The organism is Nostoc sp. NZL (assembly GCF_015714705.1).
Taxonomy (GTDB): domain Bacteria; phylum Cyanobacteriota; class Cyanobacteriia; order Cyanobacteriales; family Nostocaceae; genus Nostoc; species Nostoc foliaceum_A.
The window spans coordinates 14,203-37,908 of the sequence record NZ_WBKL01000096.1; the positions used below are offsets into that span (position 1 = coordinate 14,203).

The window sequence follows — 23,706 nt, forward strand, 5'->3', positions numbered from 1 at the left end:
AATTAAGGAAGAATTTTCCCAATACCCACTACCCAGTACCCAATCCCCCAATCTAAAATCCAAAATCTAAAATCTAAAATTCATTATGTGGGACTACACCGATAAAGTATTAGAACTGTTTTACGATCCCAAGAATCAGGGAGAAATTGAAGAAACGGGCGAAGCTGGAGTTAAGGTTGCAACGGGTGAAATCGGCAGCATTGCTTGCGGTGATGCTCTGAGATTGCACCTGAAAGTGGAAGTAGAATCTGATAAGATTCTAGATGCTCGGTTTCAAACCTTTGGTTGTACTAGTGCGATCGCATCTTCTAGTGCATTAACCGAAATGGTTAAAGGTTTAACCTTAGATGAAGCCCTGAAAGTGTCCAACAAAGACATTGCAGATTACCTGGGTGGTTTACCAGAAGCAAAGATGCATTGCTCTGTCATGGGACAAGAAGCACTAGAAGCCGCTATCTATAATTATCGTGGCATTCCTCTCGCTACCCACGATGATGATGATGAAGGTGCATTAGTTTGCAGTTGCTTTGGCATCAGCGAGTCTAAGATTCGTCGCGTGATTCTAGAAAATCATCTCACGGATGCCGAGCAAGTAACAAATTATGTGAAAGCTGGTGGCGGATGCGGTTCCTGTCTGGCTAATATCGATGATATTATTAGATCAGTTCAACAGGAATACGCCTCACCTGCTCTCAACAACTACGGCGTACAAGTTGCCACAGAAATTGTTACGTCTAAAGAGCGATCGCTAACAAACGTGCAAAAGATTGCTCTAATTCAAAAGGTTCTCGATGAAGAAGTCAGACCCGTACTCATTGCAGACGGGGGAGATGTAGAACTCTATGATGTAGAAGGCGATCGCGTTAAAGTTGTACTGCAAGGCGCTTGCGGTTCCTGTTCTAGTAGTACAGCAACTCTGAAAATTGCGATCGAAGCCAGATTACAAGATCGTGTCAGCAAGAGCCTTGTAGTCGAAGCAGTTTAGGAATTGCTGTAGGACTTAACGTATTCTACAAATACGCTCTAATATGCATTCAGCCAGGAACAGAAAGTAGGATTTGAACCATATAATTGTCTCCACATCAATGCTTCAATCCTACCGACAACCGATAGCTAAATTAGCTATCACGGCTAACAGCATATAGGCAAAAAGATTAAGCGCCTACTTGCAAATTTCATCATCCAACTCGCTTCAAAGGAACAGGATATGAGCACATTGTACGACAACATTGGTGGACAACCAGCTATTGAACAAGTAGTAGATGAACTCCACAAACGCATTGCCACAGACAGCACCCTCAACACATTTTTTGCTGGTACAGATATGGCAAAGCAACGCAATCATCTAGTTGCTTTCTTAGGTCAAATATTTGAAGGGCCAAAGCAATACGGCGGTCGTCCAATGGACAAAACCCACGCTGGAATGAATCTACAGCAACAACACTTCGATGCGATCGCCAAGCATCTCGGTGAAGCAATGGCTGTGCGTGGAGTGTCAGCAGAAAACACCAAAGCTGCACTAGATCGCGTCACAAATATGAAGGGCGCTATTTTGAACAAGTAATAGGACTTATGCATTGATTGTTGACAAATAACAACATCAAGTCCTATTGAATCTTGCAAGCTGAAACACATTATGACGTATTTGTAAATTGCGTAATTTTCTTTGTTCTTTGTCAGAACAAATGACAAAGGACAAAGGACAAAAAACCAAAAGAAAAAAATTTTAACGAGGAAGATCGATGTACTTACTGTCAATAATTTTGGCTGTGGAGCGATCGCCCCCAGCAGGCATTTATGCCAACGCTACCAACGATGCTCTACACGCGCTCACTACTGTCGCTCAACTGGCGTGAACGCAACTGACAAACGCACAGACCCACCAACCAACCAATTGCAGGGAAACACGAACAATGACAGACGAAAACATTAGACAGATAGCTTTCTACGGTAAGGGCGGTATCGGTAAATCTACCACCTCCCAAAACACCTTAGCAGCTATGGCAGAAATGGGTCAACGCATCCTCATCGTCGGTTGCGACCCTAAAGCTGACTCCACCCGTTTGATGCTGCACAGCAAGGCTCAAACAACCGTTCTTCACCTCGCCGCAGAACGTGGTGCAGTAGAAGATATCGAACTCGAAGAAGTAATGTTAACCGGTTTCCGTGACGTTCGTTGCGTAGAATCTGGTGGTCCAGAACCCGGTGTAGGTTGCGCCGGTCGTGGTATCATCACCGCCATCAACTTCTTAGAAGAAAATGGTGCTTACCAAAACCTAGACTTCGTATCTTACGACGTATTAGGTGACGTTGTGTGTGGTGGTTTTGCAATGCCTATCCGCGAAGGTAAGGCACAAGAAATCTACATCGTTACATCTGGTGAAATGATGGCGATGTATGCTGCTAACAACATTGCTCGTGGTGTTCTTAAGTATGCTCACACCGGTGGCGTGCGCTTGGGTGGTTTGATTTGTAACAGCCGTAACACAGACCGGGAAATCGAATTGATCGAAACCTTGGCAAAACGGTTGAACACCCAAATGATTCACTACGTACCTCGCGACAACATTGTTCAACACGCAGAATTGCGCCGGATGACTGTTAACGAGTACGCACCAGAAAGCAACCAAGCTAACGAATATCGGACATTGGCTCAGAAAATTATCGACAACAAAAATCTAGCTATTCCTACACCCATCGAAATGGAAGAACTAGAAGAATTGTTGATTGAATTCGGTATCCTCGAAAGCGACGAAAATACTGCAATGCTAGTTGGCAAAAGTGCTGCTGAAGCTCCTGTAGTCTAAGTCGCTGCTAAGAAATAACGCTTTAGCACAAGGAAAAAGGAAAAAGGAAGAATCTCACATTTGACCTTTTACCTTTTACCTTTCCCTCTAATCTCCCCCCTAATCTTAGAGGGGACTCCTAGTCCCCCTATGCCCCGATCCTTACGAGTCACAGAGGCTAAATATGACACCTCCAGAAAATCAAAACATCATCGAAGAAAGAAAAGAACTAATTAAAGAAGTTCTAGACGCTTACCCCGATAAAGCTAAGAAAAAACGGGAAAAGCACTTAAGTGTATACGAAGAAGGTAAGTCCGATTGCGGCGTTAAGTCTAACATCAAATCCCTTCCTGGGGTAATGACCGCTCGTGGTTGTGCTTACGCCGGTTCTAAAGGTGTGGTTTGGGGTCCTATTAAGGACATGATTCACATCAGTCACGGGCCTGTAGGTTGCGGTTACTGGTCTTGGTCTGGTCGTCGTAACTACTACATCGGCACCACAGGTATTGATACCTTTGGTACCATGCACTTCACCTCTGACTTCCAAGAAAGAGATATCGTTTTCGGTGGTGACAAGAAACTTGTCAAGCTAATCCAAGAACTTGATGTACTTTTCCCACTCAACCGTGGTGTTTCCATTCAATCTGAATGTCCCATCGGTCTAATTGGGGATGACATCGAAGCAGTTGCTCGGAAGACATCGAAAGAAATTGGCAAGCCAGTTGTACCTGTGCGTTGCGAAGGCTTCCGGGGTGTTTCCCAATCTTTGGGACACCACATTGCTAACGACATGGTTCGTGACTGGGTATTCACCAGATCCGACCAAGCTAAGAAAGACGGTACACTCAAGTTTGAAGGTACTCCTTATGATGTAGCCATCATTGGTGACTACAACATCGGTGGAGATGCTTGGGCTAGCCGCATCCTGTTAGAAGAAATCGGCTTGCGCGTAGTCGCTCAGTGGTCAGGTGATGGCACCATCAACGAAATGTTGATGACCCCCAACGTGAAGATGAACCTCATCCACTGTTACCGGTCGATGAACTACATCAGCCGTCACATGGAAGAAGCTTATGGTATACCCTGGTTGGAATACAACTTCTTCGGCCCCACCAAGATTGCTGAATCTTTACGGGAAATCGCTTCCAAGTTTGACGAAACAATCCAAGCAAACGCTGAGAAGGTTATCGCCAAGTATCAGCCAACAATGGATGCGGTAATTGCTAAGTACCGCCCCCGTTTGGATGGTAAGACTGTTGCCATCATGGTTGGTGGTCTACGTCCTCGCCACGTTGTCCCAGCCTTCCAAGACTTGGGCATGAAGATGATTGGTACAGGTTATGAGTTCGCTCATAATGACGATTACAAACGTACCACTCACTACATCGAAAACGGCACCATCGTTTATGACGACGTTACCGCTTACGAATTCGAGGAATTTATCAAAGCGCTGAAGCCTGACCTAGTTGCTTCTGGTGTGAAAGAGAAGTACGTCTTCCAAAAGATGGGTCTTCCTTTCCGTCAAATGCACTCTTGGGATTACTCCGAACCTAGCGATCGCTCCTCAACATCATATAATGTAAGGTTTTTTTGCAGCGAGAGAAAAAAGCAGCCCATTTATAGCCTAAATACAAGTTGCAGGGTTATCTAGGAACAATTTGTTTTGATGCTTTAGATAGTATAACTCTTATGGAGTCTGGTTTTTAGGATTTACTGGCATTTTGCTCAAAGAAAAACTGTAAAACAAAAGACTATTTTTAACGACGATTTTTTAGATTAAATATAGCGTAGCGACTAAATTGAGCAGTAGCAGATAAAATTTACGTCCAACCAAGATATTTAGCCTATTTCATTTTCGTTAGCAGTTCAAAAATTTGCTGGTTGTGTTGATGGTAGCCCCGGTGATTTGGCGACGAACAAACAATATCTTGAAGGTTTAGGAACTGAATGAAGCAGCGAGTCATCATCGATTCCGTCGCTGCAACGATTTGTTAGCCAATTTCCTGCTCTATTGTTTGAGAGATAACCGCGATTTCTTTGGATATTATCTTGTAGTTATCGGAAATTTGCTCTTGGCTTTTGTTGGCAAGAAAGAAGAGCTTTGCAGAAGCGGTCTTAACAAGCTCCACTAACCGAGATTCAGGATCGATACGGTTAACAGAAATCCACCTTTCGATGGCCTTGGAGGAAAGCCCTAGTAGCTCTTCCTTTTCCCATTGTTTGCGGTTTACCAACTGAAGGATTTGCCTCTGAGCCGCAATACGGTTATTAAACTCGTTCATATTCTTTAGCCTTTTCCACTAAGTTATTCATCCACTCATACACTTCATTAAGTGTTCGGATCGCGGTATTTATTTCATCATCTGTTATATTTTTGCCGTGACCTCTTGTACATAATAGGCGGGATCTTTCTAAAATTTGATATGAATCTAGTGCAATTGGAATACTGTTACATCCTAAGCAAAGTGCAGAATTCCTAGAGAAGTCTGAGCGCTCCTTATCCTTAGTGCCAAGAGAGAAGCAAGTTGCGATATTTCTGATGCTTAAAAACACAGTAGACAAATCAAACACTTTACTGGTGTTGTTAGCAATTAGTGAGTCATGCGCTTCGCAAAACAGCGCAAAGAACTTTTCACAGTCTTGAACACAATTTTTGTAAGGTTCAGGGCTTCCCAATGCTTTCAGATAATCAAGTTGATCTGAGGAAAAAAGCAATCGTGATTCAAGCGACAAGTGCCACGCAAAAGGATTGCCTTCATGCCAAATTTCTTGGATTCTTTTGTAAGAATAGATCGAGAAGGTATCTGGATCTATACGATAGTTGTAACCTTCTACAATTGCAAGAATATCAACGTCTGACCCTAGCGATATATCTCCGCGACAGATAGATCCGAATGCGTAAATATGCATAATTAACGTCTATTCAAGCGTTTGATAAGAATTGACATAAACAAACCAAATTCAACTAACCTAATGAACAAGATTAGTGTAAAATATGGACTTGGATAAGCGGATGGAGAAAGTGTCCCTAAAAATATCTGAGGGGCTTCAATAAATGCCTGTATATAACTGTAAATGCTTTGAGTATTTTTGAATTCCCAAACATCAATTAGAGACATGAGCAAAAGTATAATAATAGTTGCTCTTAGCAGCTTCCAAGGGCTTTCCCCATTGCCCCATACTAGGTCAAAAAATTTGAAGTTAGTCCATTCTAGAAGTGTTTCAAGCCGCTTTAACCCTGTATATTTTTTCCTGTAATACGACTCCTTTGAACTCCATGCCTTATGCAAGTGAACTTCAGTAGCTTGTAGCTCTATACGTATTGCCTTATTAACAGATTCGGCATCTCCGAGTTGCTGGTAATTCATGCGTAGCGTCCGGGCAAATTTCATTTTGAGGTTTTCACTGCCTGGACATTCTGTATCTAGGATGTAGTTATCAACTACAGTTCTCTCAAAGGTAGAGTACTCAAACTTACAACCAGAAAATTTTGCCCCGTGCAAATTAGTTCCAACGAAACGACACCCAGTGAAGTCGCATGAATCAAACTTGCAACCTCGAAGATAGCAGGTGTCAAAAATTGAGTACTTGAAATCAACCTTGGTGAACTGCTTATCTTTCGCCACGAGACGAACGAATAAGTGGTTCATAAACTTATCATTAGAAATGTTGTCATCAAACTTTTTATCTATTTGGTGAACTCTGTTGCTCTCGGATAGCATTGGATTCCTTTTGGCTAATTATTACACTGAAACTTTCCGCATATTATTCTAAATCAGATGAATATGAGAAAACTTTCCATCGGATAGCATCGGACTCTTTCTGGCTAACGTGTCTAATTACCTGTTGCTAGTAACCTTGAACCCCTAACAGATTACCTTTCAAAGCTTGAGTACGCTGTTCAATTAGACAAACACAGAAAGTGATCGCCCCAACTCAACACCACGCTACTGCATATTTAGAGATTTTGTGTGAGATGCACAATAAGTAACCCGTCGTAGCGATCGCCCCAAATCGACAATAAACTAGGCGATCGCATAAACCGTCCAATCCTCAATTAACAATCCGGGTACTTTGCCCAAATCCCGATGATTGCGTGTTAACAAAACTAATTTACGGGATAGTGCGATCGCAGAAATGAGTGTGAAATGCAGAAGAAGTAGACTGTTTTAGCGATCGCATGATGCAGAGACACAATTAACAAACTCAGAGACGTGTTTATAGACTGCACAACCAACGAGAAATAGATGCAACTTGGTTCTCTTGATTTAGGTTAGCAGCGTTACTGAGAGTGCCGTTTTCCAATTGATTCCAGATTTCGCCTGCCATCCTTCTAGCGATCGCTGATCCTATGAAGAAAGTAAGAGGTGAATGCCCTACTCTAGAAAATGCTTCACGTATACGATTTAGTGCTGCTTGTGCAGTTTTCCAATGTTCATCTGCGCCTGCGGGATCTATACCCCCTTTAAGTTCACCAAGGGCCATAACGTATGGCGCAACTACAGATGGTTCAATGGTGCTAGATTTGTTGGCGACTAACTCTGCTGGTTTCAGGTTAAACAAACATAGATCCACATTACTTCTAACTAGCGGGACAGTCAGGTTATAAATTAGTGTGCGATCGCCAATCTCACTCTCCCAACTTATTCCTCGTAAAGATAACTCAATTTCTGAGTCATTATTTGTCATGGCTATCCACTTTTTACTTTTTGAGTGTTGCCAGTGGTATTTTGTACCTGCGATCGTCAGAGTGGAGAGAATTGCACGAGTTAGTTTTCTTTGTGCCAACACGCCTCCGACATTTCGCATTGAGCCACCAAGGGTGTCACCACGAGTCAGTAAAAATCTAAAAACCAGTTCCTCTAGAAAGTTTGCACCTGCTGGTTCAAGAAAATTTTTGATTAGACCATTTATAGCTTCTACCTTATCTTCTGACATCAGGTGCGCTAGAGATTTGTCAGATAAGCCTGCCGCAGTTAACAGTCCCATCTCTATGCCCTTAATCTTTAGTAATTCAACAGGACTCTCTGCTTGAGCAGCAGCTTCTTTAAGTGCCCTTGCTTCTGCGACGAATGGCGTAGCACGTCGATTTTTCTCCAGTGCAAGAGCTACAAAACCTGCACGGATTGCTTCATAAGTTGTTATAAGATCATCAATGGATTGAAGATGATTACGATAGGAACACATAGGAATTCAATTTATGGCTTTTTCCATACATAAACGCACTTCCGCAATGGATCGCGTCCATGATTTCCCATTTGCTGGCTACTATTACCTTTATCACTTGGCAAAACAAGAATATTTTCAATAACAAAACCTAGCTGTTCGGCGAAATCAGAGAGAATCATATCTACTGAAATGCTTGCGCCTGCATAACGAACATTGTCGTTAACCATGAATAAAAGTGCCCCTGGTTTAAGAACACGAAAGCATTCTTGTATTACACACGCCATCTCATAAAAATATCCTCTGATCATTCTTGGTATACCATTGTTATTCAAAGCACCCTTTGCTTTTTGGTTATCTAAATATTTCAAGATAGCCTGCAACAAATTCTGTGAATCAGCAATAGCTAAGGCTGTTTTCCAGTCTGAGTTGATAGTCAATAAATTTTTGGGGCGATTTTCAACTGTACAACTCAGCATTTCCTGACGAAGGTTAATTAACTCCTTTTCAGAAATACCAAGTAGAGCTAGTTCTAGTGCATAAGTGCGAGTATAGTCGTAGCGATTGCAATAGGGTGGGGATGTGATAATTGCATCATATACGGCATTGTCTAGGCGTGGCATAATCTCAAGACAAGATCCTCCATAAAGATGAATTTGTCCTTGAGAATTTTTTATTTGGAAAAGCTCAATTTGTTGTGTAGAAGGCAGTAAATCATCAATAATTTCATTTATTTTGTTGGCGATCGCATTATCAAACTCTAGAATTTCGCCTTTATTGAAAGGTTTCTTACTCTGTCCACGACCGGAACGATAATCCCAACGGAGGTACTGTCCATCTTTACGTGTGTAACTTATGGATTCTAAAACGCACAGTAAGACAAACTTCAAAACTGCTTGGACTCTATTATTTTCTAGTTTGCAAGCTTCAAGATACTGCTCAATTGCATTTCTAGTTAGTTCAGCATAAGCTCCTTTTGTGATTCTCAATTCTGGCAAGTCTTTTTTCTGCTCACACTGCTTCCAAATCTGTAACTTTGACCAATATTTTATCCTCTCGAAATCTTCAGGGGTGAATTCAGAATCTAAAAGTTTTTTAGCATTAATTATTTGTTGACCGATGGGCAATAATTCAATACCGTCAGCATCAATTCCAGTTTCTCTAACAGCAAATAACGCAGTTCCACTACCTGCGAATGGGTCTAAAACCTTGCCTTGAATAGTGTTATATTGTTGCAATAAATATTCTACAAGAGATGCAGAGAAAGCTTCTTTGTATTTGTACCATCGATAGATAGGTCTAGTTTTGTTAGCTTGAAAACTAACTATAAGCCGCGTCAATGAAGGATGAACTAAAAATTTATTCTGGAAGCGTTGATGCAGTTGCCTATCAAGGTTGTCAATTTCGCCTAAACTATCACTTTCCACTTCGGACACGGTATTGGAGACACTTGCTAGGCTGACCACAGATGAATGTTCCTAGAGAATTAACTAGTCAAGTTAGTATAGTTCTAAATTTTGGCGGTAGATATATGATTCGCCCAAACTTTACAAAAAGTCACTGTATATTTAGGAATGGTGTGTAAGATGAACAAGAACTAGCTCCTTGTTGCGATCCTGGTTCAGCCATAATAGTGAATAAGTTTTTAAAGTGTGAGATGTACAAGAACTAGCTCCTTGTTGTGATCGCCTGTCCTTACGATGACTAGAACTGGTCACTGGATTAGGAAAAATGTATAAAATCAAAAATTTGGGATATTGAGATGATGGTGCGTTGCACTTTACGATAACGCACCTTACAGTTTGATGCTTGATATATTCGGGTGTAACACTGTTGTTAGAACTTGTAGGTAAACAGTTTAGGCAATCTCTCTGCATGGATATTTGGATTGTAGCAGGACTATGATCTTCAATGACACCTCGTCAGATGCAGCCTAAACCGTTACTGTCACATCATAGTTCGACTCACACTCGGCAGCACAAGGAATGAGCTAGAGCTATCCCCAAGCAAGCAGCGATCGCAAAAGATTTGTAAGTTGCATCTTACTAATAAACGAACTGAGGGCTTGCATTAGACGGATTTAACTTTATTTAACCCAACTTACGGCTAGAGATAAATCTGCTGCAACACATACAGTAATTAAAAAAAACTTGAGCAATTACTAAATTGTATTTTTATTGCGAAAAAAGTCTAAAATGCAGATATATCTATTCACATAGATAGATGCTAATAGCTACATATCTTTCTTGAGAAAGAAATATTTTCTAAAAAAATACTTTTATTAAAATATCAGCTTAAAAGAATAGTAGATATATATTTAATTCAATGATATTCATCAGATAAATACTTATAAACCTTAGTGTTCTGTTAACGTTTACTAGCTATGATATCAGAGTAGTGAATGATAATAATTCGGATTTAGATAATGATTGGATATCTAGGGATAATTGTATCATCCAGTAAAAATTTCCTAGATTTATCCCCCATTCTGCAAAATGTAGCCGAAAGCAACTACTGATTAGGTAAATCTTTAAGGTAATAAGCATGAATTATACTATCGAGTCCGCACGCAATATTTTCTCTAGCACTCAAGTGGCAGATGCTGTTCCAGCCACTACAGCAATGTTTGCTGAACTCAACATTGACGATCAACTTGCATTTCTCTGGTATGCCTACGCTGAACTAGGTCGGACAATTACTCCAGCTGCTCCCGGAAAAGCCAATCTCCAATTAATGGAAGGTATATTCAACCAAATTAAGCAGATGTCTCATGAAGAACAAACGCAGTTAATGAGAGATTTAGCGAGTAATGCTGACACTCCCATCAGCCGTTCTTATGCATACTTTGGTGTCAACGCCAAGCTAGGATTCTGGTGGCAGTTAGGAGAGTGGATGAAAGAGGGTATTGTCGCTCCCATGCCAGTTGATTATCAAATGTCAACTCAAGTTAAAGCAGTGCTAGAAGCTGTTCAGAAAATCGATCAGAGTCAGCAAATTACTGTACTACGCAATACTGTAGTAAATATGGGGTTTGATCCGTCTCTGGCTGATAACAAACAGGCACAAGTCATAAACTTTAAGTTTCCACGTGCATCCCTAAGTCCCCAATTTACTATTGAGGGAGTTACAGAACCAACAGTGCTAAAGTACATTGAAGCCATGAATGCAGATAACTTTGAAGCTGCTGTTGCTTTATTTGCTAACAACGGTGCGCTACAACCACCTTTCCAAAAACCAATTGTTGGTAGAGAGGCGATCACTTCCTACCTACGAGATGAGGGACAAGGGTTAGTGATGAAGCCAACCAAAGGTGTTTCGGAAACTATAGAAGATGGTTATACACAGCATAAAATTACTGGTACGGTCGAAACTCCTTGGTTTGGAGGTAATGTTGGGATGAACATTGCTTGGCGATTTTTACTCGATCCTCAAGGACAAATTTACTTCGTGGCTATTGACTTACTTGCTTCTCCCAAAGAACTGCTTAATCTAACTCGCAAGTAAAATTTCTTTGCTTTCTTAATACAAAAGTAATTGCGCTTGTCTGAAATGATGTTTTAAAAGAGTTTTTTGCTCTCATAGTCAGCACAGCAAAAAATTGTAGTACATAGCTAAAACATTAATTTGGTGTTGTACTTAACCCATGTAGAACTGAAAAATTATAACTTTCGGGACTTTTAAAACATCCTTTAAGCGCCATGATGATCATCAAATAAAATCTCAATCGAAGCTCGGTTCACCTAGAACCGAGCTTCAGCCAAAGGAACCCAACGTTAAAAATTAGTGTCGTCTCTGGCAGATTACACCCCATGTTTTGTGCACCATATCAACTTTATTAACAAATATTAACTACGCTTATAAACCGACTCCATCTTCAACTTTTGAATTTCAATCTTTAATTTTTCATTCTCCATTATCAACCTCCCATTTTCCTCCCTAATCAACTCAATTTCATTCTTCTTACTTAACGCCTGATTAATTGCCAACTTCCGCATATCTAGAGAGAACCAACGCTGATAAGTTTGTGTATGAACTTGTACACTATGCCCTAAATTATCCGCCGCAGCTTTAATTGGTATCCCCAAAATATGCGCTCGAATTGCCCAAGCATGACGTAAATCATAGGGCTTAAAATCTAATCCTATCTTACGAAACCACCAACTAACGCGTTGTGTTAATGCCGTTATCTCAGCATGATTAGTATTATCTTTTTTAGCGATCGCACTCTCTAACATCTCTAAATATTTAGGATTTCTCAAATCAAAATCCTCAATCCATTGCCTATATAATGGTAATGCTTGTCTTTCCCCAGTCTTACAATCCTTATGAACTTTCCATGTCAAATCTAAATTTTCTGGACTCAACCACCAATCGATATCAGGATTAATAAAAAGTTCTCGTGGACGTAAACCAAAAACTGCTAACATTCCATACGTCCATCGCCAAAGTTGCCAGCTATCTTGAAGACTTTGATTAACTTGATTGCCTCTATTATTCAGATAATCTTCAAATTTGAGAATTCCATCATATATTTCCGCATCTGTAGGTATATTGCGGGAATTATTCTCCGGCATTTTGGAATATTTAGATAAATCGATTTCGATTTTAAATGTCATGCAAAATGCCGATATCGCCCTAGCTGCATTATATTTAGCCCATTCTTTATCGATTTGTTCAATTGAACTTATCAAATTTTCAGCATTTGCCAAATCTTTGGGATTCGTAAATCTCTTTGTTCGGGAAAAGTAATAAAAAAAAGTATGCTCACTTTTAGTAGTTCGTTTATGAGTTTTAAAATACTCATTCTCAAATTGTTCGAGTAATTCTTCTATAGTCTTAAATTCTTTTTTAATTGCCTCATTACCTAAATATTTATCATTCCATTCAAATGTTTTACGAGCGATTAACTTCCCTAATTCATAGGCTTCTTCCTCAGCCGTCTTGAGTCCATCTAAGTTAGAGGGAATATTCAAACTGATATTGTATTGTTTTCTGCCAGTACCGTTGCTGTCTTTGTCTCCCGGCTTAATTGGCAACGTCGCCCGTAATTGCAGACTTCCATTCGATTCTCTAATTGTCACCTTTGCCTTTGCAGACTTCAAACGCAGATTAACTTTCTCTAATTCCAGTAGTACTTTCGTTCTCATGTGTTCTTTTTGCTGCTGTGCTTGCAGGCTTGAGCCAAGAAAACTGCCATCGGTAGATGAAATCGGCTCTAAGTCTGCAAAAGCTTGTTGATACTTGTCTTGACCCTGATTATGCATTGCTGTGTTTTTAGCCTATATTTAGCCTAAAAATAAATGTGTTCTCAGCGAACAATGCTTATTGCTAACACTGCTTACTGCAAACATTAGGCTGTTTAGAGCTATTGAACCACAAAAAGGATTACTCCGGTCCTTATCACGGTTATGACGGCTTCGCCATCTTCGCACGCGATATGGACTTAGCACTCAACAGCCCAACCTGGGGATTAATTGGCGCTCCTTGGAATGAAAAAGCTCAGGCTAAGAAGGCTGAAGCTAAGGCTAAGGCTGCCGTTTAGGGAAATGGGAGAGTGAGATAAGTAAGGATAACCTGGGGCTAAAACCCCAGGGGGGAGTTGGGAATCCAAAATTCAAAATTGAAAGATTAAAAATTTATTTTGATTTTTGCATTTTGAATTTTGAATCATATTCCCATCTCCCTTGTAAAGACAGACGCGATTAATCGCGTCTCTACCTACTCTCGCCTCAATCAGTAAAAGAATTCAGTAAGCTTGGAGTCCAGAAGAAATGCCTCAGAATCCAGAAAAAATTCAAGATCACGTCGAGTTATTCCACCAGCCTGAGTACCAACAGCTATTTGAAAACAAAAAGCAGTTTGAAAATGGCCACGATCCCGAAGAAGTACAACGGGTTGCAGAGTGGACAAAGGGTTGGGATTATCGTGAAAAGAACTTCGCTCGTGAAGCTTTAACCGTTAACCCTGCTAAAGGCTGCCAACCACTAGGAGCAATCTTTGCTGCTGTTGGTTTTGAAGGTACTCTACCTTTCGTTCAAGGTTCTCAAGGTTGCGTTGCTTACTTCCGCACCCACTTAACCCGTCACTACAAAGAACCATTCTCTGGTGTATCTTCTTCAATGACTGAAGATGCAGCCGTGTTTGGTGGTCTGCAAAACATGATCGACGGGTTGGCTAACTCTTACCAACTGTACAAGCCCAAGATGATCGCTGTCTGCACCACCTGTATGGCAGAAGTAATTGGTGATGACTTACAAGCCTTCATCAACAACTCTAAGCAAGCTGGTTCAGTTCCTCAAGATTTCCCAGTACCTTACGCTCACACCCCTAGCTTTGTCGGTTCCCACATCACTGGTTACGACAACATGATGAAGGGAATTCTTTCTAACTTGACCGCAGGTCATAAGAAAGAAACCAGCAATGGTAAAATCAACTTCATCCCAGGTTTTGATACCTACGTAGGCAACAACCGCGAAATCAAGCGGATTGCTTCCTTGTTCGGCTTTGACTACACAATTTTAGCCGACAACAGCGACTACTTGGATTCACCAAACACAGGTGAATTCGATATGTACCCAGGTGGAACAAAGCTAGAAGATGCAGCAGATTCAATCAATGCGAAAGCTACGATCGCTCTGCAAGCACACTCTACCCCCAAAACCCGCGAGTACATCGAAAAAGAATGGAAGCAACCAACCTCAGTTTCCCGTCCTTGGGGCATTAAGGGTACTGATGAATTCTTGATGAAACTCAGTGAATTGAGTGGTATCCCCATTCCTCAAGAATTGGAAATCGAACGCGGTCGTGCAGTTGATGCCATGACTGATTCCCACTCATGGATTCACGGCAAGCGCTTCGCTATCTACGGCGAACCAGATTTAGTATACAGCGTAGTTGGCTTTATGCTAGAAATGGGTGCTGAACCTGTGCATATCTTGGTTCACAACAGCAACGAAGTATTTGAAGCAGAAATGAAAGAACTGCTTGCTTCTAGCCCCTTCGGTCAACATGCAACTGTTTGGCCTGGTAAGGACTTGTGGCACATGCGATCGCTGTTGTTCACCGAACCAGTAGACTTCTTAGTTGGTAACACATACGGTAAGTACCTGTGGCGCGACACCAAGATTCCCCTCGTGAGAATCGGCTACCCCATCATGGATCGCCACCACCTACACCGCTATGCCACCATTGGTTATCAAGGTGTGATCAACCTCCTCAACTGGACTGTAAACACCCTGTTTGAAGAAATTGATCGCAACACCAACATTCCTTCTAAGACAGATATTTCCTACGACTTGATTCGTTAGAAATTGCGTAGAAACACAACGTGTTAATTAAAGGGTGAAGAAGGGGAGTCGGGAGTAGGGAGTCGGGAGTAGGGAAATATCCAAACCCAATGCCCGATGCCCAATGCCCAATCCCCAACTCCCCTTTTTCTTGATAGCATTTACCCAAGGAATTGATAAATGGAAACCATCAATCACACTCACGAACATACTCACACTCATCCTCATCCTAATTACCATCCACCTAATCAGAAAAAACCAGGATGGTTTCACAATCTTCTTAATCCGTTGCGCCGTGTAGTGGATGGAATTCAGGTTAAAAATAATCGCTTCGCTCATCTAATTTGCCAAACAATTCCTTGTTGTTGTCCCTTTGAGCGACAAATTAAATTATTTGGGAAGACTATTGATATTCCACCACTATGCAAACTAAATCCTTTATATGACGAATTTGTAGGATTGCGTTTCCGCGCTCTATCCTACCTCGCTGATGTATGTAGAGAGGATGTCACAAGATACATTTGTTAGTCATTGGTCATTGGTCATTAGTTATTAGTCATTAGTTGTTAGTTATTCAAAGGACAAATGACAAATGACAAAGGACATTTAACAATTAAGAGAAGAGAGATGAAAAGCACCCAAGGCAAAATCAACGAGCTGCTGACTGAGACAGGATGCGAACATAATCAGCACAAACAAGCGGAAAAGAAAAACAAATCATGCGCTCAACAGGCACAACCTGGCGCGGCTCAAGGGGGCTGTGCCTTTGATGGTGCAATGATTGCTCTAGTGCCGATCGCAGATGCTGCTCATTTAGTCCACGGGCCGATCGCCTGTGCTGGTAATTCCTGGGGCAGTCGTGGTAGTCTGTCGTCTGGCCCTCAACTCTACAAAATGGGCTTTACCACAGACTTGGGTGAAAATGATGTCATCTTCGGTGGCGAAAAGAAACTGTACAAAGCAATTCTGGAACTTCACGAGCGCTACCAACCAGCAGCAGTATTCGTCTACGCCACTTGCGTTACAGCCTTAATTGGTGATGATATCGATGCTGTCTGCAAAGCTGCGGCTGAGAAAATTGGTACTCCTGTTGTTCCCGTCATTGCTCCAGGATTCATTGGCAGTAAAAATCTCGGCAACCGTTTTGGCGGTGAATCTTTATTAGAATATGTTGTCGGAACAGCAGAACCGGAACATACAACGCCCTATGATATTAACTTAATCGGTGAATACAACATCGCCGGTGAAATGTGGGGAGTAACACCACTGCTAGAAAAATTAGGCATCCGTATTTTGTCTAAAATTACGGGCGATGCTCGCTACAATGAAATTCGCTACGCCCACCGCGCCAAGCTCAACGTCATGATCTGCTCACGAGCGTTGCTCAATATGGCGAGAAAGATGGAGGAGCGTTACAACATCCCTTACATTGAAGAGTCTTTCTACGGCATCGATGATATGAATCGCTGTCTGCGAAACATCGCCGCTAAATTAGGCGACGCTGATTTACAGGAGCGGACAGAAAAGTTAATTGCAGAAGAAACGGCTGCTTTAGATTTGGCATTGGCTCCCTATCGCGCTCGACTTAAAGGTAAGCGGGTTGTTTTGTATACTGGTGGTGTCAAGAGTTGGTCGATTATCTCGGCTGCTAGAGACTTAGGCATTGAAGTTGTTGCTACCAGTACTCGGAAAAGTACTGAAGAAGATAAAGCCAAAATCAAGAAGTTGATTGGCAACGATGGCATCATGCTGGAGAAAGGCAACGCTCAAGAATTGCTACAACTGGTTAAAGACACTCGCGCAGATATGCTGATTGCTGGTGGACGTAACCAATACACAGCTTTGAAAGCTCGAATTCCTTTCCTTGATATCAACCAAGAACGCCACCATCCTTATGCAGGTTATGTAGGAATGATTGAGATGGCGCGGGAACTGTACGAAGCTCTGTATAGCCCGATTTGGGAACAAATACGCAAACCCGCTCCTTGGGAAGAAGAGGAGGAAGTTTAATGGCGATCGTTACCGCTTCTAACAAAGCACTGACAGTTAATCCCCTCAAGCAGAGTCAAGCTTTGGGCGCAACCTTAGCCTTTTTGGGATTGAAAGGGACAATGCCCTTATTCCACGGTTCTCAAGGTTGTACTGCTTTCGCCAAAGTTGTCCTAGTGCGGCATTTCCGGGAAGCGATTCCCCTAGCTACCACCGCGATGACGGAAGTCACTACCATTTTGGGTGGCGAAGAGAATGTGGAGCAAGCAATTCTGACTCTGGTGGAAAAGGCTAACCCGGAAATTATTGGTTTATGTAGTACTGGGTTAACGGAAACTAGAGGCGATGACATCGAGGGTTTTCTTAAGGAAATCCGCGATCGCCATCCCGAATTGAATGATTTAGCGATCGTTTTTGCACCTACCCCAGATTTTAAAGGTGCGTTACAAGATGGTTTTGCTGTTGCTGTCGAAAGCATAGTTAAGGAAATTCCTCGCGCCGGTGGACTCAGAACTGAACAAGTCACGATTTTGGCGGGTTCTGCTTTCACACCTGGGGATGTACAGGAAATTAAAGAGATAGTCACATCCTTTGGATTAGTGCCGATCTTTGTACCTGACCTTGGCGCTTCTCTAGATGGTCACTTAGAGGAGAATTATAGTGCGGTTACAGTCAGTGGAACTACCTTAAAACAGCTACGAGAAGTAGGTAGTTCTGCCTTTACCCTGGCATTAGGTGAAAGTATGCGGGGGGCTGCGAAGATTCTGGAAGAACGCTTTGGCACACCTTACGAAGTGTTTGGCGAACTGACAGGATTAGAACCAGTAGATGAATTTATCCAAGCATTGGCGATTTTGAGCGGTAACAGCGTACCCGAAAAATACCGCCGCCAACGCCGTCAGTTGCAAGATGCGATGCTGGACACTCACTTTTACTTCGGTGCAAAACGAGTTTCCCTCGCACTGGAACCTGATTTGTTGTGGTCAACCGTGCATTTACTGCAATCGATGGGAGCGCAAATTCATGCAGTGGTGACAACCACGCGATCGCACCTCTTAGAAAAACTCCCGGTTAAAAGTATTACCATCGGCGACTTAGAAGACTTTGAGAGTCTAGCGGGCGGTTCTGATTTGCTGATTGGTAACTCGAATGTGGGTGCGATCGCTAAACGCCTCTCGATTCCTCTTTATCGTCTAGGATTGCCCATTTATGACCGCTTAGGTAATGGTCAATTTACTAAAGTTGGCTATCGAGGCACGATGGAGCTTTTATTTGGCATCGGCAACCTATTTTTAGAGGCAGAAGAAGCGAGAGTTAAACAGTTCCAAGAGTTCGGAACTGTGAGCGCTGAGTTTTGAATTCACACTTGAAATTCAAAACAGTTCAGTTAAGAATTTATCCTCCCTAACCCTCCTTTTTAAGGAGGGAATAGAGCAAGTTTTAAATTAGCCCCCCTGCTTTTTAAGGGGGGTTGGGGGGATCTTCCGAGTATCACTAGCTGAACCGTATTGCTTCAAAATTCAAAACTTTAGAGAGGAGAATTACAATGAAAATAGCCTTCACGACGAGCGACCGAGTTCATATTAATGCCCACTTCGGATGGGCAAAAATGATTGATGTTTACGAAATTACCGATGAGGGATATCACTTCGTAGAAACCCTCACCTTTGAAGGCGAACTCAAAGAAGATGGTAACGAAGACAAAATCACCCCAAAACTTGAAGCAATAGGCGACTGTACAATTGTTTACGTAACAGCAATTGGTGGTAGTGCCGCCGCTCGGTTAATCAAGAAAGGTGTCACCCCAGTGAAGGCGCGATCGGAAGAAGAAGAAATTAGTGAAGTGCTGAATAAGCTAGTCAAAACCCTCAAAGGTAATCCTCCACCTTGGTTGCGTAAAGCTTTGCAGCCAAAAACCACAAACTTTGCTGATGAAATTGAAGACGAAGCAACAGTATGACCGCAAATAATAGTGTTAACGGAACCGCTACAACTGAAGTCTTGAACTCGCCTTTTCTTAAGGTATTAATCAAACAAATCCGTGGTCAAGACAGCTATGGAGTTTATCGTAGTTGGTCGGATGAGTTGATTCTCAAACCCTTTATTGTCACCAAACAAAAGAAACGGGAAATTTCCGTTGAGGGCGAAGTTGATCCGATCACACAAGCACGAATTATGGCATTTTTTCGGGCTGTAGCGGCTGGAATTGAACAAGAAACAGGTTTGATATCCCAGGTTGTAGTTGATTTGAGCCATGAAGGATTTGGCTGGGCGCTAGTTTTTTCTGGCCGTCTTTTGCTAGCTGTAAAAACCTTGCGAGATGCTCATCGCTTTGGCTTTGACTCAGTAGAGAAATTAGCAGAAGAAGGAGAAAGCTACGTCAAAAAAGGTCTTGATTTGGCGAAACGCTTTCCTGAAGTTGGCAAAATTTAAGGAGTTGGAAGTTAGGAGTTAGGAGGGAGTAGTTAAATTAAGTTTTAACTGATAATTCATAATTGACAGTTCTTAATTTATAACTCATAACTTATAATTCCTAACTTTTAGAAAAGGAGTGGCTGATTGTGCAAGCAGAAGACACGAGTATTGAGGAATTACAAGGGCAAATCAGACGGCTGAACAGCAAAGCAGGTCAAATGAAAATGGATCTGCATGATTTAGCTGAAGGTCTGCCAACAGATTACAAACAACTTATGGATGTTGCCGCCGCAACTTATGAAATCTATCGCCAGTTAGATGAACTTAAGCAACATCTGAAACAATTGGAGAATGCTAAATGACTGGAACTATTGATGAATTCAAGAAGCTCGTAGATGCAGAAGAATTTTTCCAATTCTTTAATATGTCCTACGACTTAGAAGTTGTAAATGTACATCGTCTACATATTCTGAAAAAGTTTTCTCAATATATGCAGGAAATTGATGATAATTCTCCTGACTTAAGTCAAGAAGAGAAATTAAATCAATATTCTTTGGCTTTGCAAAAAGCTTATCAGCTATTTATCGAATCGACAGCTTATGAACAAAAGCTGTTCAAAGTGTTTAACGACAAGCCGAAAAATGTAGTCACACTGACAGAAATCACTTCTGATTAGGAGGTATAAATTGGTTAACCTAACGCCTACCGAATTAGAACGCTATCGTCGCCAAATGATGCTTCCGAATTTTGGCGAAACAGCACAGAAACGCCTGAAGTCAGCGACAGTTTTGGTTACAGGTGTGGGGGGATTAGGCGGTACGGCGGCGCTTTACTTAGCAGTAGCGGGCGTTGGGCGGCTAATCCTAGTCCGGGGTGGTGACTTGCGGCTGGATGATATGAATCGTCAGGTTCTCATGACTGATGATTGGGTAGGTAAGCCAAGGGTATTCAAAGCTAAAGAAACTCTGGATGCGATTAATCCTGATGTCCAAGTGGAAATTGTTCATGATTACATCACCCCGGAAAATGTAGATTCGTTAGTGCAGTCGGCTGATATGGCTCTTGATTGCGCCCACAATTTTACAGAGCGCAATTTGTTAAATGAGGCTTGTGTGCGATCGCGTAAGCCAATGGTGGAAGCTGCAATGAATGGGATGGAGGCTTACCTAACAACGATTATTCCTGGTGTGACTCCTTGTCTATCCTGTTTGTTTCCAGAAAAGCCTGAGTGGGATCAGCGCGGCTTTTCAGTTCTAGGCGCTGTTTCTGGAACCCTAGCTTGTCTAACAGCGCTGGAAGCAATCAAACTGATCACCGGGTTTAGTCAGCCTCTATTGTCGCAATTGCTGACAATCGACCTAAATCGGATGGAATTTGCTAAACGCCGTTCTCACCGCGATCGCTCTTGTCCAGTATGCGGTAATAGTGCGCCTTGGAGACACGCGCAAGCCAATTCGATGGAACCCACAGTCAATAGTCATTAGTCATTAGTCATTGGTCATTGGTGAATAACAAAGGACAAATGACAACCCTACACCTGAAATCAGAACAACTAATCGCTACAAATCAGGAGACTTCATGGCCGTTATCTTATCAGAAAAAGCAGAATTCCATCTGCGGGCATTCCTTAAAGGTTCCGCACCCGACGCTAATGGCGCAACTAAAGGTGTCCGCATCTCGGTAAGAGATGGTGGTTGCAGTGGCTATGAATATGCGATCGATATCACCAGCAAACCCCAACCAGATGATTTGGTAAGTCACCAAGGCAAAGTGGTAGTTTACGTTGATGCCAAAAGTGCGCCGTTATTAGACGGAGTTATCGTTGATTTCGTTGAGGGAGTGATGGAAAGCGGTTTTAAATTCATCAACCCCAATGCAACTGATACCTGCGGTTGTGGAAAGTCCTTCAAAACAGACGATGGCACGCCTACTGGTGTACCTTGCAGCTAACATCATTCCGTTAGTGCCGAGTCTGATTGTAGAGGCTTTCATCATAGATGCGGTAAGCGATCGCGGAGCGTCTCTAAGAGTTGCCATGCCGCAGGCTTATCGCTTGAGGTAGCTTTGCATCCCTTACCTCTATAGAGAAGCCGACTAAACTTTGCATCTCCATAAGAAAGAGGGGAGCAAAAAGTAGGATAGGTTGCTCAAAAACTTCGGAAATTAAACCAACTGTATAACGTTTGAGGAGAATCGGAAAATGGCTTCCTACCAAGTTAGATTAATCAACAAAAAAGAAGACCTTGACACCACAATTGAAGTTGAAGAAGACACTACTATCTTAGAAGCAGCAGAAGAAAATGGTATTGAATTGCCCTTTTCATGTCATGCAGGATCTTGCTCTAGCTGTGTAGGTAAGGTTGTTGAAGGTGAAGTTAATCAAGAAGATCAAAACTTCTTGGATGACGATCAAGTTTCTAAAGGATACGCTCTACTTTGTGTAACTTATCCTCGTTCTAATTGCACAATCAAAACCCATCAAGAAGCATATCTCGTATAAATTATTACTTTGGTTGCTGTCTTTAGCAACCAAATAAAGCATGAAGGATGAAGGATGAAAATATACTTCCTTCTTCCCTTCAAAATTATTAATTTATAATTCAAATGTTTACCCCCTTTAGTGTAACTGGCTGTTCATTAGAATTATTGAGAACAGGAGAGCGAGGAATCGTCACTTTCTGTAAAAGTCAGGATGAAAGCATCTTAAACAGACTGATATCAATAGGGATAACTCCAGGAACCATTATTACTTTAAAACAAAACTTTCCATCATTCCTTATTAAAATAGAAAACACATCTTTAGCACTAGATACAAAAAGCATTCAAGCTATTTATGTCCATATTACTGATAATTGAATTAATTAAAATATACAATAATATTTTCTTGAACAAAATTTTTTGACTTCGTAATTAAGACCATACATAGCAATTACGAATTAAATTGACCTCACTCCTGTATTAATTCAAGGAGTGAGGTCATTAAATTGAGAGATATAAATGCAATTCGATATTAGTGCTAAAGCCGCTTGCAATAAAAGGCAACTTGCCTATTTTTATTCAACAGCAACTATCACATCTGATGATTTAATCACGGCATAAGCCTCTTTGCCTTCTGCAAGTCCCAGCTTTTCTGCTGATGACTTTGTGATAATTGACACTAACTCTACTCCTGGTGCAATTTCTAAAGTTACTTCAGTGTTAACTGTACCAGGCACAACTTTTTTTACAGTACCTTTTAGAGAATTACGAGCGCTAATTTCCATGTTTTGCCTGTGTTTTACTTATTTCTACTTAAAAAAGATAGCAAATTTGGCTTGAAAAAAGAAAATGTTTTAAATTTCTTAATAAGTCTCAGATGTAGAAAGTAAATCTCAATATCATAATTCAGGTTTATTAAACACAATATTCAATGTAAATGTAGCATCAAATTTGAGCGAAACAATGTGTTTAAGACCATTGTTAAAGCCAGAAAAACTTACATAAACATTCTATCTGCTATTAATCTATCTAATGAAATTAGATTGTAAAAAATACTGCATTTTAATTGTTTTTAAATATTTTTTCCTAGATATATCTAGGGATCTTTATAAATGATTCATAATTCAAACTTATCATAGTGATAATATATAACTAAGCTAAATTGTTGCTAGTTAACTTAGTACTCAAGCAAACAAAAATCAAATTGCTGGGAGAGGGCGGGGAGTAGGTAGTGGGGAAAGATTTTTTTGTTTTACCAAACTTTTAAATACCTAGCAAAGTTGCTTTGGTAAACAACTAGTGGTCTGTCCCATTAATTTTGCGGGGTTGGATAAATCTTTGACAGCTTAACTCTGGCATCTTCTGTACGAAAACGCCAATCTACACGAACTTGATTAATATTGCGATCGCACTCCCAAGCCGAGACCTGTTTTTCTAAAGTTTCAATATTCGGAATTCTTCGTTGGAGACATTGACGGACAAGTACAGATAGCTCTGATTCAACCATATTTAACCAACTCCCATGTTTAGGTGTATAGTGAATTTCTAATTTTGTGGCAATCCGTCTGGCCTCGGCTGGTTCAAAA

General features: G+C 41.4%; 26 protein-coding genes and 1 pseudogene. 19 read left to right on the top strand and 8 right to left on the bottom strand.

Annotation, left to right across the window (positions count from 1 at the left end; genetic code table 11):
* Positions 1–85: 85 nt before the first annotated feature.
* The 4 genes from nifU (at position 86) to nifD (ending at position 4,437) form a co-directional block, all read left to right on the top strand.
* Positions 86–985, top strand: a complete 900-nt coding sequence (nifU, locus tag F8R90_RS13870) for a Fe-S cluster assembly protein NifU (RefSeq protein WP_196511238.1) — start codon at positions 86–88, stop codon at positions 983–985.
* A gap of 222 nt (positions 986–1,207) precedes the next feature.
* Complete coding sequence (locus F8R90_RS13875; RefSeq protein WP_185586212.1) at positions 1,208–1,564, top strand: globin domain-containing protein; 357 nt, start codon at positions 1,208–1,210, stop codon at positions 1,562–1,564.
* A 349-nt stretch (positions 1,565–1,913) separates the two neighbouring features.
* Complete coding sequence (nifH, locus tag F8R90_RS13880; protein WP_114083679.1) at positions 1,914–2,807, top strand: nitrogenase iron protein; 894 nt, start codon at positions 1,914–1,916, stop codon at positions 2,805–2,807.
* A gap of 163 nt (positions 2,808–2,970) precedes the next feature.
* On the top strand, positions 2,971–4,437 hold the full coding sequence (nifD, locus tag F8R90_RS13885) for a nitrogenase molybdenum-iron protein alpha chain (protein WP_196511239.1): 1,467 nt from the start codon (positions 2,971–2,973) through the stop codon (positions 4,435–4,437).
* Between the two features lie 340 nt (positions 4,438–4,777).
* On the opposite strand, the gene F8R90_RS13890 is transcribed toward nifD, so the two are convergent.
* The 5 genes from F8R90_RS13890 to F8R90_RS13910 form a co-directional block, all read right to left on the bottom strand.
* Entirely contained in the window at positions 4,778–5,068 is a 291-nt protein-coding gene (locus F8R90_RS13890) for a hypothetical protein (protein ID WP_196511240.1), read from the bottom strand.
* The gene (locus F8R90_RS13895) at positions 5,055–5,696 is read right to left on the bottom strand and encodes a nucleotidyltransferase domain-containing protein (protein WP_196511241.1); all 642 of its coding nucleotides are present in this window, start codon (positions 5,694–5,696) and stop codon (positions 5,055–5,057) included. The genes F8R90_RS13890 and F8R90_RS13895 overlap by 14 nt, the downstream gene beginning before the upstream one ends.
* A gap of 2 nt (positions 5,697–5,698) precedes the next feature.
* Positions 5,699–6,508, bottom strand: a complete 810-nt coding sequence (locus F8R90_RS13900; RefSeq protein WP_230966306.1) for a pentapeptide repeat-containing protein — start codon at positions 6,506–6,508, stop codon at positions 5,699–5,701.
* 496 nt (positions 6,509–7,004) lie between these two features.
* Complete coding sequence (locus F8R90_RS13905; protein ID WP_196511243.1) at positions 7,005–7,973, bottom strand: type II restriction endonuclease; 969 nt, start codon at positions 7,971–7,973, stop codon at positions 7,005–7,007.
* 11 nt (positions 7,974–7,984) lie between these two features.
* Positions 7,985–9,418, bottom strand: coding sequence for a site-specific DNA-methyltransferase (locus F8R90_RS13910; protein ID WP_196511244.1), 1,434 nt, complete (start codon positions 9,416–9,418; stop codon positions 7,985–7,987).
* A gap of 1,078 nt (positions 9,419–10,496) precedes the next feature.
* On the opposite strand from F8R90_RS13910, the gene F8R90_RS13915 reads away from it, so the two are divergent.
* Complete coding sequence (locus F8R90_RS13915; RefSeq protein WP_196511245.1) at positions 10,497–11,456, top strand: orange carotenoid protein N-terminal domain-containing protein; 960 nt, start codon at positions 10,497–10,499, stop codon at positions 11,454–11,456.
* Positions 11,457–11,797: 341 nt separating this feature from the next.
* Here F8R90_RS13915 and F8R90_RS13920 read toward each other — a convergent pair whose 3' ends face one another.
* Positions 11,798–13,216, bottom strand: coding sequence for a site-specific integrase (locus F8R90_RS13920; protein ID WP_196511246.1), 1,419 nt, complete (start codon positions 13,214–13,216; stop codon positions 11,798–11,800).
* A gap of 110 nt (positions 13,217–13,326) precedes the next feature.
* Here F8R90_RS13920 and F8R90_RS33850 point away from each other — a divergent pair.
* The 14 genes and pseudogenes from F8R90_RS33850 to F8R90_RS13990 all read left to right on the top strand — a co-directional run.
* A pseudogene (locus F8R90_RS33850) lies at positions 13,327–13,494 on the top strand (nitrogenase molybdenum-iron protein alpha chain); the annotation flags it as partial.
* Between the two features lie 229 nt (positions 13,495–13,723).
* Positions 13,724–15,259, top strand: a complete 1,536-nt coding sequence (gene nifK / locus F8R90_RS13930) for a nitrogenase molybdenum-iron protein subunit beta (RefSeq protein ID WP_196511247.1) — start codon at positions 13,724–13,726, stop codon at positions 15,257–15,259.
* Positions 15,260–15,418: 159 nt separating this feature from the next.
* Complete coding sequence (locus tag F8R90_RS13935) at positions 15,419–15,766, top strand: Mo-dependent nitrogenase C-terminal domain-containing protein (RefSeq protein ID WP_196511248.1); 348 nt, start codon at positions 15,419–15,421, stop codon at positions 15,764–15,766.
* A gap of 99 nt (positions 15,767–15,865) precedes the next feature.
* On the top strand, positions 15,866–17,248 hold the full coding sequence (gene nifE, locus F8R90_RS13940; protein WP_114083659.1) for a nitrogenase iron-molybdenum cofactor biosynthesis protein NifE: 1,383 nt from the start codon (positions 15,866–15,868) through the stop codon (positions 17,246–17,248).
* Positions 17,248–18,585 (top strand): nitrogenase iron-molybdenum cofactor biosynthesis protein NifN, encoded by a 1,338-nt coding sequence (gene nifN, locus F8R90_RS13945; RefSeq protein ID WP_196511249.1) that lies wholly within the window; start codon positions 17,248–17,250, stop codon positions 18,583–18,585. The genes nifE and nifN overlap by 1 nt, the downstream gene beginning before the upstream one ends.
* A gap of 188 nt (positions 18,586–18,773) precedes the next feature.
* Positions 18,774–19,187, top strand: coding sequence for a nitrogen fixation protein NifX (nifX, locus tag F8R90_RS13950; protein ID WP_012407194.1), 414 nt, complete (start codon positions 18,774–18,776; stop codon positions 19,185–19,187).
* Positions 19,184–19,660: a NifX-associated nitrogen fixation protein gene (locus tag F8R90_RS13955; RefSeq protein ID WP_196511250.1), complete on the top strand. Its 477-nt coding sequence runs from the start codon at positions 19,184–19,186 to the stop codon at positions 19,658–19,660. The genes nifX and F8R90_RS13955 overlap by 4 nt, the downstream gene beginning before the upstream one ends.
* A 128-nt stretch (positions 19,661–19,788) precedes the next feature.
* Positions 19,789–20,004 carry a CCE_0567 family metalloprotein gene (locus F8R90_RS13960; protein ID WP_099099960.1) on the top strand — a complete coding sequence of 72 codons (216 nt, stop codon included), beginning with the start codon at positions 19,789–19,791 and terminating at the stop codon, positions 20,002–20,004.
* Positions 20,001–20,318, top strand: a complete 318-nt coding sequence (nifW, locus tag F8R90_RS13965; RefSeq protein ID WP_100900534.1) for a nitrogenase-stabilizing/protective protein NifW — start codon at positions 20,001–20,003, stop codon at positions 20,316–20,318. Before F8R90_RS13960 ends, nifW begins: the two co-directional genes overlap by 4 nt.
* 10 nt (positions 20,319–20,328) lie before the next feature.
* Entirely contained in the window at positions 20,329–21,126 is a 798-nt protein-coding gene (locus tag F8R90_RS13970; protein ID WP_196511251.1) for a HesA/MoeB/ThiF family protein, read from the top strand.
* A gap of 94 nt (positions 21,127–21,220) precedes the next feature.
* On the top strand, positions 21,221–21,592 hold the full coding sequence (locus F8R90_RS13975) for a HesB/IscA family protein (protein ID WP_196511252.1): 372 nt from the start codon (positions 21,221–21,223) through the stop codon (positions 21,590–21,592).
* Positions 21,561–21,704, top strand: a complete 144-nt coding sequence (locus F8R90_RS13980) for a hypothetical protein (RefSeq protein ID WP_196511253.1) — start codon at positions 21,561–21,563, stop codon at positions 21,702–21,704. Before F8R90_RS13975 ends, F8R90_RS13980 begins: the two co-directional genes overlap by 32 nt.
* Positions 21,705–21,842: 138 nt before the next feature.
* Positions 21,843–22,142: a 2Fe-2S iron-sulfur cluster-binding protein gene (locus F8R90_RS13985; RefSeq protein ID WP_185580871.1), complete on the top strand. Its 300-nt coding sequence runs from the start codon at positions 21,843–21,845 to the stop codon at positions 22,140–22,142.
* Positions 22,143–22,246: 104 nt separating this feature from the next.
* Positions 22,247–22,498: a FeoA family protein gene (locus F8R90_RS13990; RefSeq protein WP_196511254.1), complete on the top strand. Its 252-nt coding sequence runs from the start codon at positions 22,247–22,249 to the stop codon at positions 22,496–22,498.
* Positions 22,499–22,695: 197 nt separating this feature from the next.
* Here the strand turns inward: F8R90_RS13990 and F8R90_RS13995 are convergent, their stop codons facing one another.
* Both F8R90_RS13995 and F8R90_RS14000 read right to left on the bottom strand, forming a co-directional pair.
* On the bottom strand, positions 22,696–22,905 hold the full coding sequence (locus tag F8R90_RS13995) for a TOBE domain-containing protein (protein ID WP_196511255.1): 210 nt from the start codon (positions 22,903–22,905) through the stop codon (positions 22,696–22,698).
* A gap of 527 nt (positions 22,906–23,432) precedes the next feature.
* Positions 23,433–23,706 (bottom strand): transposase (locus F8R90_RS14000; RefSeq protein ID WP_196510337.1); only part of this gene is annotated, 274 nt, incomplete at its 5' end.

Coding starts and splice junctions, on each gene's coding strand:
- nifU (WP_196511238.1), top strand. CDS start 86: ATGTGGGACTACACCGATAAAGTATTAGAACTGTTTTACGATCCCAAG.
- F8R90_RS13875 (WP_185586212.1), top strand. CDS start 1,208: ATGAGCACATTGTACGACAACATTGGTGGACAACCAGCTATTGAACAA.
- nifH (WP_114083679.1), top strand. CDS start 1,914: ATGACAGACGAAAACATTAGACAGATAGCTTTCTACGGTAAGGGCGGT.
- nifD (WP_196511239.1), top strand. CDS start 2,971: ATGACACCTCCAGAAAATCAAAACATCATCGAAGAAAGAAAAGAACTA.
- F8R90_RS13890 (WP_196511240.1), bottom strand. CDS start 5,068: ATGAACGAGTTTAATAACCGTATTGCGGCTCAGAGGCAAATCCTTCAG.
- F8R90_RS13895 (WP_196511241.1), bottom strand. CDS start 5,696: ATGCATATTTACGCATTCGGATCTATCTGTCGCGGAGATATATCGCTA.
- F8R90_RS13900 (WP_230966306.1), bottom strand. CDS start 6,508: ATGCTATCCGAGAGCAACAGAGTTCACCAAATAGATAAAAAGTTTGAT.
- F8R90_RS13905 (WP_196511243.1), bottom strand. CDS start 7,973: ATGTGTTCCTATCGTAATCATCTTCAATCCATTGATGATCTTATAACA.
- F8R90_RS13915 (WP_196511245.1), top strand. CDS start 10,497: ATGAATTATACTATCGAGTCCGCACGCAATATTTTCTCTAGCACTCAA.
- F8R90_RS13920 (WP_196511246.1), bottom strand. CDS start 13,216: ATGCATAATCAGGGTCAAGACAAGTATCAACAAGCTTTTGCAGACTTA.
- nifK (WP_196511247.1), top strand. CDS start 13,724: ATGCCTCAGAATCCAGAAAAAATTCAAGATCACGTCGAGTTATTCCAC.
- F8R90_RS13935 (WP_196511248.1), top strand. CDS start 15,419: ATGGAAACCATCAATCACACTCACGAACATACTCACACTCATCCTCAT.
- nifE (WP_114083659.1), top strand. CDS start 15,866: ATGAAAAGCACCCAAGGCAAAATCAACGAGCTGCTGACTGAGACAGGA.
- nifN (WP_196511249.1), top strand. CDS start 17,248: ATGGCGATCGTTACCGCTTCTAACAAAGCACTGACAGTTAATCCCCTC.
- nifX (WP_012407194.1), top strand. CDS start 18,774: ATGAAAATAGCCTTCACGACGAGCGACCGAGTTCATATTAATGCCCAC.
- F8R90_RS13955 (WP_196511250.1), top strand. CDS start 19,184: ATGACCGCAAATAATAGTGTTAACGGAACCGCTACAACTGAAGTCTTG.
- nifW (WP_100900534.1), top strand. CDS start 20,001: ATGACTGGAACTATTGATGAATTCAAGAAGCTCGTAGATGCAGAAGAA.
- F8R90_RS13975 (WP_196511252.1), top strand. CDS start 21,221: ATGGCCGTTATCTTATCAGAAAAAGCAGAATTCCATCTGCGGGCATTC.
- F8R90_RS13980 (WP_196511253.1), top strand. CDS start 21,561: ATGGCACGCCTACTGGTGTACCTTGCAGCTAACATCATTCCGTTAGTG.
- F8R90_RS13985 (WP_185580871.1), top strand. CDS start 21,843: ATGGCTTCCTACCAAGTTAGATTAATCAACAAAAAAGAAGACCTTGAC.
- F8R90_RS13990 (WP_196511254.1), top strand. CDS start 22,247: ATGTTTACCCCCTTTAGTGTAACTGGCTGTTCATTAGAATTATTGAGA.
- F8R90_RS13995 (WP_196511255.1), bottom strand. CDS start 22,905: ATGGAAATTAGCGCTCGTAATTCTCTAAAAGGTACTGTAAAAAAAGTT.